Here is a 7867-nt window from a genome sequence, read left to right on the forward strand (position 1 = left end):
TTAAAGTTAGGCGTGTTAGAATTTTTCATCTTATAACCAAAGGAACGACATGTCTTATCGCACCGAACACGACACTATGGGGGAAGTCAAGGTAGAAGATAGCAAGTATTGGGGCGCGCAAACCCAACGAAGTTTTGAAAACTTTAAAATTGGCACAGAAAAAATGCCCCCCGCGCTCATTAGGGCTTTTGCTAAGTTGAAGCGCTCTGTTGCGGTGGTAAATGCGCAATTGGGCAAATTGGACGCACAAAAATCTCAAGCCATCGTGCAAGCCTGCGATGAGGTGATCGCGGGTAAGTTAGCTGACATGTTCCCCTTAGCCATTTGGCAAACCGGGAGTGGGACACAGACGAATATGAATGTGAATGAAGTCATTGCCAACCGCGCCACCGAGATTTTGGGTGGGAATTTTAGAGAAAAAAAGCTCATCCACCCCAATGACCATGTAAATATGTCCCAGAGCTCTAATGACACTTTCCCCACAGCTATGCACATTGTGAGCGTGCTAGAATTGCATAAAACCCTTTTGCCCGCTTTAGACAAACTGCACGCCACTTTGCAAGCCAAAAGCCAAGAATTTAAAGACATTATTAAAATCGGGCGCACCCATTTACAAGATGCCACGCCCTTAACTCTAGGGCAGGAATTTAGCGGGTATGTGAGTATGCTCGAGCATTCTAAAGCGCAGATTTTACAGAGTTTGGAATATCTAAGTGAGCTAGCCATCGGGGGCACGGCGGTGGGCACAGGGCTAAACGCGCATCCCCAACTCTCTGAAAAAGTCGCCGCCGAGTTAAGCCAACTTACCGGCTACACTTTCAAAAGCGCGCCTAATAAATTCCACGCACTTACCAGCCATGACGGCCTCACCTTTGCACATGGTGCGCTTAAAGGTTTGGCGGCTAATTTGATGAAAATTGCTAATGATATTCGATGGCTAGCCAGTGGTCCGCGCTGTGGTTTGGGCGAGATTAATATCCCTGAGAATGAACCGGGGAGCTCCATAATGCCGGGCAAAGTCAATCCCACCCAGTGCGAGGCTTTGACCATGGTCGCCGTGCAGGTGATGGGCAATGACGCAGCCATTGGCTTTGCAGCCTCTCAGGGCAATTTTGAGCTCAATGTCTTTAAACCCGTGATCATCTATAATTTCTTGCAAAGCTTGGAGTTGCTTGCCGATGGCATGGAGAGTTTTAACGCCCATTGCGCGGTGGGAATCACGCCCAATAAAGAAAAAATTGATCACTATTTGCACCACTCTTTAATGTTAGTAACCGCACTCAATCCCCATATCGGCTATGAAAACGCCGCGAAAGTAGCCAAAAACGCCCATAAAAAACACATCAGCCTCAAAGAATCCGCAGAGGAGCTAGGATTAGTCAAGCCAGAAGATTTTGACAAATTCGTCAATCCGGCTAACATGATCGCGCCTAAGGCTTAGGTTTTAGCGCGTTTTCTAAGAATTCTACACTCTGTTTTAAAAGTTGAGCACCTTTGGGAGTCATGATACTCTCGGGGTGGAACTGGTAGGCAAGGATTTTGTCCTGCGGGTGGTAGATACCCATCACGATATTTTGATAGTGGGCGATCACTTGTAGCTCATCGGGTAATTGTGTCGCCATCAAAGAATGGTAACGCGCCACCTCTAAACTACGGCCTAAGCCCTCAAATGCTCCAAAGGGTTCTAAGTTAATGTGCGTGCTTTTGCCATGCACAATTTCAGGGCATCTTTCAATACGCGCCCCATAACTCTGTGCCAAGGCTTGCAAGCCCAAACAAATCCCCAAAATAGGGAATTTTGAGCGCACACAAGCAATTAAGGGTAAGAGTCGCCCCGATTGTTCGGGGTTACCCGGACCGGGCGAAATGCACAAAAGTGCACCCTTAGAACATGCATACATCAAGTTTAAAATCTCTTGCTCGGGCGTATCATTGCGATACACCTTGAGATCATAGCCCAAACGTTCTAACTCATAAACCAAGTTATAAGTGAAGGAGTCGAAATTATCTAAGAAAAAGATTGTCATCGATAAGTCTTTCTAATGGCTTCTAGCACGCTTTGCGCCTTTGCCTTAGTTTCTGCACTCTCTGCCTTTGGGTCGCTCTCCAGAACAACGCCCGCCCCGCTTTGCACAAAGGCCTTATGGGCGCGCACAAAGGCAGAACGAATCACAATACAACTATCCATGGAGCCATCTCCACACAAATAACCCAAAGAACCCCCATAAGACCCGCGCCGCTTGTTTTCTAATTGCGCGATGAGTTTGAGTGCGGACACTTTGGGAGCGCCGCTGAGTGTGCCCGCGTTCATAAAACTTCTAAAGGCATGCAGGGCATCTAGGTTGGCTTTAAGCACACCTTGCACCGCTGAAGTCAAATGCATCACATGAGAGTATTTCTCTACACGCAAGAGTTTGTTTACAAAACGCGTTGCACAAATCCGCGCTAGATCGTTGCGGGCTAAGTCCACCAACATGAGATGTTCGGCACGCTCTTTGGCATCGCTCAAGAGTTCTAGCTCGATGCGATTATCCAAATCTGGATCGATGTGCCCATGGGTATCAAAACCGCGCGGGCGTGTGCCCGCAATGGGGCAGATTTGGGCGGTGCGTGTGGGCGCGTCGTATTTTAAAGCACTCTCAGGACTAGCCCCAAAAAGCGTAAAATCTTGCGCGCGCATGTAGAACATGTAAGGACTAGGATTGCGCATTTTGAGGTGGTGGTAGGCACTCAAGGGGTCGGGACACTCCAGGCTAAACCCCCTAGAGATCACCGCCTGAAAAATCTCGCCCGCTTGTAATTCTGCTTGTAGGCGCAAAACCCGTTGTTCAAATTCCATATCGGGACAATCCGTGCTCAGTGTGCCCGTATGGGGGTGTTTATGAGGAGTAAAGTCATCTTGGGTTGCTTGAGCTACTTGGGTCAAAGCGCGCATGTCTGCTTGCAAATTCTCTTGATAATCCCGATTAAAACACGCACCTAAAATTTGGGTGGTGTGTGCTTTGTGATCGATGACAATGAGAGTTTCTGCTACATAAAAGAGATAGTCTGGCGCGCTGTTTTCTAGGGTGGGTAAAGAGGGCAAATTTTCAAAGTAGTGCACCATTTCAAAAGAGAAAAGCCCAGCACAAAAAAGAGCTAAAGGGTGGCTAGAGTGAGGGCGCGCGCATTGCCACACAGAGCGCAGAGCATCTAGGGGGCTGGATGTAAAGAGCTTAGAAAATTCGTCTTGCAGGGTATTAGTTTGAGGATAGTGTAACTGGAGGATGGAGTCTTTGAAGGGGGTTTTTAGCACGGCACTAAGCCTTTGTACTAACGCTTTACCATTGGGAGTTAGTGCGCGCAAATACACACAATCGCCCTGACAGAGTAGCTGCACGCACGCACGAGTTAAGATAATTGACTTAGTATGCGCCTTGCTCTGCGTGTGTGCACTCTCTAACAAGAGAGTGTGAGGCTGTTCTAGTTGGGCGTAGAGAGCGAGTGGATGGGCGACATAGGGAACATTTTGCTCCAAAGTTGTCATTGGGTTGTCCTTTGGGCGTATTATGTCTAAAAAGCGTTTAAACGAGGTGAAGTACCCAAATGCTAAAGACATTTGGGCTTCCTAGGCTGATGTTGCCCGTAGGGAGAGTTTGGTTCTCACTCTGTGTCCCTATAGTAGGGATTTTACAGAGTTTGAGCTCCAACGCATTCCCTACAGGTCTCACACATCATATCTCCAAAGGCGTAACTTTGCACACTTCCTGCGCTAGATACGAATGTATGGAGGCATTATACCACGAATTAGTGGCATTCATCCCACCCGCTAAAGACGGGTGGGATTTCTGCCAAAGAGTTTTAAAGCGCAGTGTGCTACAATCACTCATTTAAAAAGGACTCGAGGATGGGTATCGTGGTTTTTGGGGGGGGGGCTTGGGGGCGTGCACTCAGCTTTGCCTTTGGGCACACTACATCCGTGCAAATCGTTTCTCGTCAAGATTTAAGCACTGCGCTCTTACCCCTGAATAAGAGTTTGGTGCTCAAAGGCCATCACCTCATCAGCCAATGTAGTCTGGAGGAAGGCCTAGAGGCCTCCTTGTGCGTGGTAGCCATTAGTGTGCAGCATCTGCGTGCATGGTTTAAACAGGCACATTTACCCTCCGATATGCGAGTCTTAATGGCATGCAAGGGGATTGAAGTGGGAGGTAAGTTTGTTAGCCAGATTGCCCAGGAATTCATCCCCTCAAAAAATTTATGCTATCTAGCAGGGCCTAGTTTTGCACACGATGTGAGCGCGAGTTTGCCCTGTGCACTAGCTCTGCATTCTAGCAATCCCGACTTGGCTCAAACCTATGCCAAGGCTTTTCCCAGTTTTATACGCACCTATGCCCAGGAAGACATTACCGGAGGGGAGATCGCAGGCGCGTACAAAAATGTGATTGCTATTGCGGCCGGAGTGTGCGATGGGCTAGAGTTAGGGCAAAGTGCTAAAGCCTCTTTGCTCTCGCGTGGTTTAGTAGAAATGTGCCGCTTTGGGACACATTTTGGGGGAAAAGCCCAAACATTTTTGGGACTCAGCGGGGCGGGGGATCTCTTCTTAAGTGCAAATTCCATGCTTTCACGCAACTATCGCGTAGGCTTAGGGCTAGCCAAACACCAACCCTTAGAAGAGATTTTAGACACATTAGGAGAAGTTGCCGAAGGGGTGAAAACCACGCAGGCCATCATCCAAATTGCCCAAAGAGAGCAGATCTATACCCCCATCGCTACAGAATTACAGGCCCTCTTAGAAGGCAAAAATCCCCTAGCGAGCATGGACGCGCTGTTAAAACGCTAAAGAAAGGCTTTTGAGATGACTTTTTCACAAATTCTTTTAACTTTGCAGAATTTCTGGCAAGAACAGGGTTGCCTTTTATTACAGCCCTACGATCTGCCAGCAGGGGCGGGTACTTTTCACCCCGCTACTTTGCTAAGAAGTTTGGATAGCAAACCTTGGAATGTTGCCTATGTTGCCCCTTCTAGGCGACCCACAGACGGGCGTTATGGACAAAACCCTAATCGCTTAGGTAGTTATTACCAATTCCAGGTGATCTTAAAGCCTAGCCCCTTGAATGTCCAAGAACTCTATTTGCGCAGTCTGCAGGCATTGAGCATTGATTTTAGCCAACATGATGTGCGCTTTGTAGAGGATAATTGGGAGTCACCCACTTTGGGGGCGTGGGGCTTGGGCTGGGAGGTATGGTTAGATGGCATGGAGATCACCCAGTTTACTTACTTCCAGCAGGTAGGAGGTTTGCCCTGCCACCCCACTCCCATTGAGATCACCTATGGTGTGGAACGCTTGGCGACTTATATCCAAAAGGTGGACAATATCCTAGACATCGTGTGGAGCTATAAAGACAACCAACCCACTTACTATAAAGAAGTGCATTTGGAGAGTGAATACCAGTTTAGCCATTATCACTTTGAGCACGCCGATTTGGATTTTTTGCTCGAAGCTTTTCATCAAAACCAAGCAGAGGCGCAACGCTGTTTGGATCGGGGCTTGAGTTTAGTTGCTTACGATTTTGTGGTGCTTAGCACGCATTTTTTCAATGTTTTAGATGCGCGTAAAGCCCTGAGTGTAGCCAAACGCCAAGAATTCATCTTAAAAATCCGCGCCCTAGCTAAGGCTTGCGCTCTGCTTTACAAAGCCCAAGAAACCCAGCGCGATGCGCGCCTAAGTGGGGATTTTAGCACCCCCCTACTGCCATGCCAAGTTTAAAAGACTTACACGCCTTTTTGGAGGCACTCTCCCCTTTGAGCTTGCAAGAGTCTTGGGATCATTGTGGCTTGAATTTAGGCAGTTTAAATATGCAATACAAACACCTCATCATCAGCCTAGAAGCCACTATGCAACTCGCCCAGCAAGCTCCAGATCATAGCGTGATTCTCACCCACCACCCCCTCTTTTTCAGGCCCTTTAAGACTTTTAACTCCAGTGTTTACCCCTATAATGTCGCCCAAATTTTGATTCAGAAATCCTGCGCCTTGCTAGCATGGCATACCAATTTTGATAAAACCCACCTCAATGCCTATTTTGCCAAGATATTAGGCTTTGAAAATTTGTGTGCTGATGGGATGGCTTTAGTGGGTGCAATTGCCCCCACACTCTTAGAAACACTCGCTAAAGGTGTGCAAGACAGACTTAAGTTACCCTATGTGCGCTATGTATCCGCTAGCCCTACTATTAGCACAATTGCGATCGTATGCGGGGCGGGATGTGGGTATTTGCAAGAGCTCACAAGTGTGCCTGAAAATCTGTGTCTAATCACGGGAGATATCAAGCATCATGATGGCATAGCGGCCAAAAGCATGGGCATTAGCTTGATCGAAGTGCCCCATTATGAGAGTGAAAAATACTTCGCGCCCCTCATGGCAGATTTACTGACTCCCCTTGCCCTCAACCCCCAATTGTTTGATTGTCAAGGGGTGTTCGGGATACATGTGCTTTAAAGCGTTGGAGCACGAAAATAAAGAACAAAAGCGACGTCTGCGAAGATGAGCCAAGTCATAGGCGTCCTCCAAGGGTCAAAACCCTATTTTACGACCGCTTAAGAAATGATGAGTCCATAAGTCTGACAACGCAATCTGTTTGGCGTTACAGAAACGCTTAAGGGGAGGGTTTCAATGATCTGCTTAATCAAAATGCTTTACTCGTGAGTCCTCTATGGGTGGTTTTAAGTGTTAATTTAAGTCAAAATACAACATTCAAGCAATCATCCCCCGCACGCCTCTTTGCAACGCCCTTTTAAAAACTATTGAAGCTATCCAAGAGTCGCAAACTTTAAAATGCTTTGGTGGTGCTTATTACCGACTACCAAAGTCTAAAGGAAAAAGAACAAGTCAGTTTTACCTTGCAATCTAACTTCAACGATTTAAACTTTTTCTTCTTCAAACGCTCCAAGATTTTAGAAAACTCCATGCGTAAGGGACTGAGCCTTAAAGAACTCTCTTTACAAACCCCGCTCTCCAGACTCCATTACAAGACTTCCATCACGGAATACCAACGCCTTTTAAACACCCTAATACAAGGAGCAATTCAATGAATGAAAACACCCCTAAAACTATCTAGGACGCTTTGAAGAATGCCAGCAATGCCAAAAAAACACTTTTAAGGTTAAAGGCAAAGCCAAACCGGGCAGAAAACCTTTACCCGCACATTTAAAACAAAACCACATCATTACCCTGCTCTTAAGGCTCTAGCTGACCAAGAAGCCGATAGCGTGAGTTTCTTTGTGAAACGCTATGTGTTGAAGCATTTGGTGAGGGGATGAGGGGCAATACTTGCTTTAAAGCACGAGAAGTAATATTTTGGGGACAAAAGTGGTTAAAAACCCCTTAAAAGCTCCTATGCTATTCTAGTACCTACAGGTTGCACTCATAGAGAGTGCCCTATGCAATCTTAAATCATTCCCCCCAACCCCCCTAGCTTTAGTTGTGGGGCTAGTTAGTCAATATCATCTTGTACAACACTTTGTATGATAGCCACTATCAACCCCTCCCCCAATCCCTCTACCTCATTCTCTCACAACTCCCCAAACTAGGGGCTCTAAATCTTAAGCAGATAGGCTAAGACAAGCTACTTTTCAGCACTTGGCTCGCTGCGTCTCATTTTTTGACACACCGACACATCAAAGAACTTTTTAAATTGCGCGCATTCTAGCGCAATTTTTGCCCCTGTGTCAAGTTGGCTCTTGCACAATGCAAAGGGATATGAATGCCCATGCAGTGGGGATTATAGGAGGTTTAGGCAAAGTAAACGCATAGTATTTCGTTTGCATTTTTGCTTGCATGGCAACTTGAAAATTTTAAACTTTTAGGGGATGGGCTGTGCCACACCCTC

Annotated in this window: 8 protein-coding genes and 1 pseudogene; 7 read left to right on the top strand and 2 right to left on the bottom strand. The window is 46.9% G+C overall.

Translation table 11 applies throughout. The features are described from left to right. Positions 1-49 precede the first annotated feature (49 nt). Positions 50-1441, top strand: coding sequence for a class II fumarate hydratase (gene fumC / locus KCO92_RS02510; protein ID WP_104695576.1), 1392 nt, complete (start codon positions 50-52; stop codon positions 1439-1441). Here fumC and KCO92_RS02515 read toward each other — a convergent pair. Beyond that, positions 1431-2027, bottom strand: a complete 597-nt coding sequence (locus KCO92_RS02515; RefSeq protein ID WP_104695577.1) for an aminodeoxychorismate/anthranilate synthase component II — start codon at positions 2025-2027, stop codon at positions 1431-1433. The two genes, fumC and KCO92_RS02515, sit on opposite strands and share 11 nt — an antisense overlap. Next, positions 2024-3526: an anthranilate synthase component I gene (gene trpE / locus KCO92_RS02520; RefSeq protein ID WP_104695578.1), complete on the bottom strand. Its 1503-nt coding sequence runs from the start codon at positions 3524-3526 to the stop codon at positions 2024-2026. Before trpE ends, KCO92_RS02515 begins: the two co-directional genes overlap by 4 nt. A gap of 59 nt (positions 3527-3585) precedes the next feature. On the opposite strand from trpE, the gene KCO92_RS02525 reads away from it, so the two are divergent. From KCO92_RS02525 to KCO92_RS07400, 6 genes and pseudogenes are all read left to right on the top strand, one after another. Next, positions 3586-3873: a hypothetical protein gene (locus tag KCO92_RS02525; RefSeq protein WP_233710464.1), complete on the top strand. Its 288-nt coding sequence runs from the start codon at positions 3586-3588 to the stop codon at positions 3871-3873. 13 nt (positions 3874-3886) lie between these two features. Then, on the top strand, positions 3887-4819 hold the full coding sequence (locus KCO92_RS02530; RefSeq protein WP_104695579.1) for an NAD(P)H-dependent glycerol-3-phosphate dehydrogenase: 933 nt from the start codon (positions 3887-3889) through the stop codon (positions 4817-4819). Between the two features lie 15 nt (positions 4820-4834). Beyond that, positions 4835-5746 carry a glycine--tRNA ligase subunit alpha gene (gene glyQ, locus KCO92_RS02535; protein ID WP_104695580.1) on the top strand — a complete coding sequence of 304 codons (912 nt, stop codon included), beginning with the start codon at positions 4835-4837 and terminating at the stop codon, positions 5744-5746. After that, positions 5734-6477, top strand: coding sequence for a Nif3-like dinuclear metal center hexameric protein (locus KCO92_RS02540; RefSeq protein ID WP_104695581.1), 744 nt, complete (start codon positions 5734-5736; stop codon positions 6475-6477). The genes glyQ and KCO92_RS02540 overlap by 13 nt, the downstream gene beginning before the upstream one ends. 347 nt (positions 6478-6824) lie before the next feature. Continuing rightward, the gene (locus KCO92_RS02545; RefSeq protein WP_199766172.1) at positions 6825-7070 is read left to right on the top strand and encodes a hypothetical protein; all 246 of its coding nucleotides are present in this window, start codon (positions 6825-6827) and stop codon (positions 7068-7070) included. Between the two features lie 147 nt (positions 7071-7217). Continuing rightward, positions 7218-7298 (top strand): annotated as a pseudogene (locus KCO92_RS07400) (ribbon-helix-helix domain-containing protein); the annotation flags it as partial. Between the last annotated feature and the right edge of the window lie 569 nt (positions 7299-7867).

The organism is Helicobacter salomonis, from assembly GCF_017979425.1.
In the GTDB taxonomy this organism is placed as follows: domain Bacteria; phylum Campylobacterota; class Campylobacteria; order Campylobacterales; family Helicobacteraceae; genus Helicobacter; species Helicobacter salomonis.

What these genes read in the sequence shown, in the direction of transcription:
- fumC (WP_104695576.1), top strand. Translation starts at nt 50, where the DNA reads ATGTCTTATCGCACCGAACACGACACTATGGGGGAAGTCAAGGTAGAA.
- KCO92_RS02515 (WP_104695577.1), bottom strand. Translation starts at nt 2,027, where the DNA reads ATGACAATCTTTTTCTTAGATAATTTCGACTCCTTCACTTATAACTTG.
- trpE (WP_104695578.1), bottom strand. Translation starts at nt 3,526, where the DNA reads ATGACAACTTTGGAGCAAAATGTTCCCTATGTCGCCCATCCACTCGCT.
- KCO92_RS02525 (WP_233710464.1), top strand. Translation starts at nt 3,586, where the DNA reads ATGCTAAAGACATTTGGGCTTCCTAGGCTGATGTTGCCCGTAGGGAGA.
- KCO92_RS02530 (WP_104695579.1), top strand. Translation starts at nt 3,887, where the DNA reads ATGGGTATCGTGGTTTTTGGGGGGGGGGCTTGGGGGCGTGCACTCAGC.
- glyQ (WP_104695580.1), top strand. Translation starts at nt 4,835, where the DNA reads ATGACTTTTTCACAAATTCTTTTAACTTTGCAGAATTTCTGGCAAGAA.
- KCO92_RS02540 (WP_104695581.1), top strand. Translation starts at nt 5,734, where the DNA reads ATGCCAAGTTTAAAAGACTTACACGCCTTTTTGGAGGCACTCTCCCCT.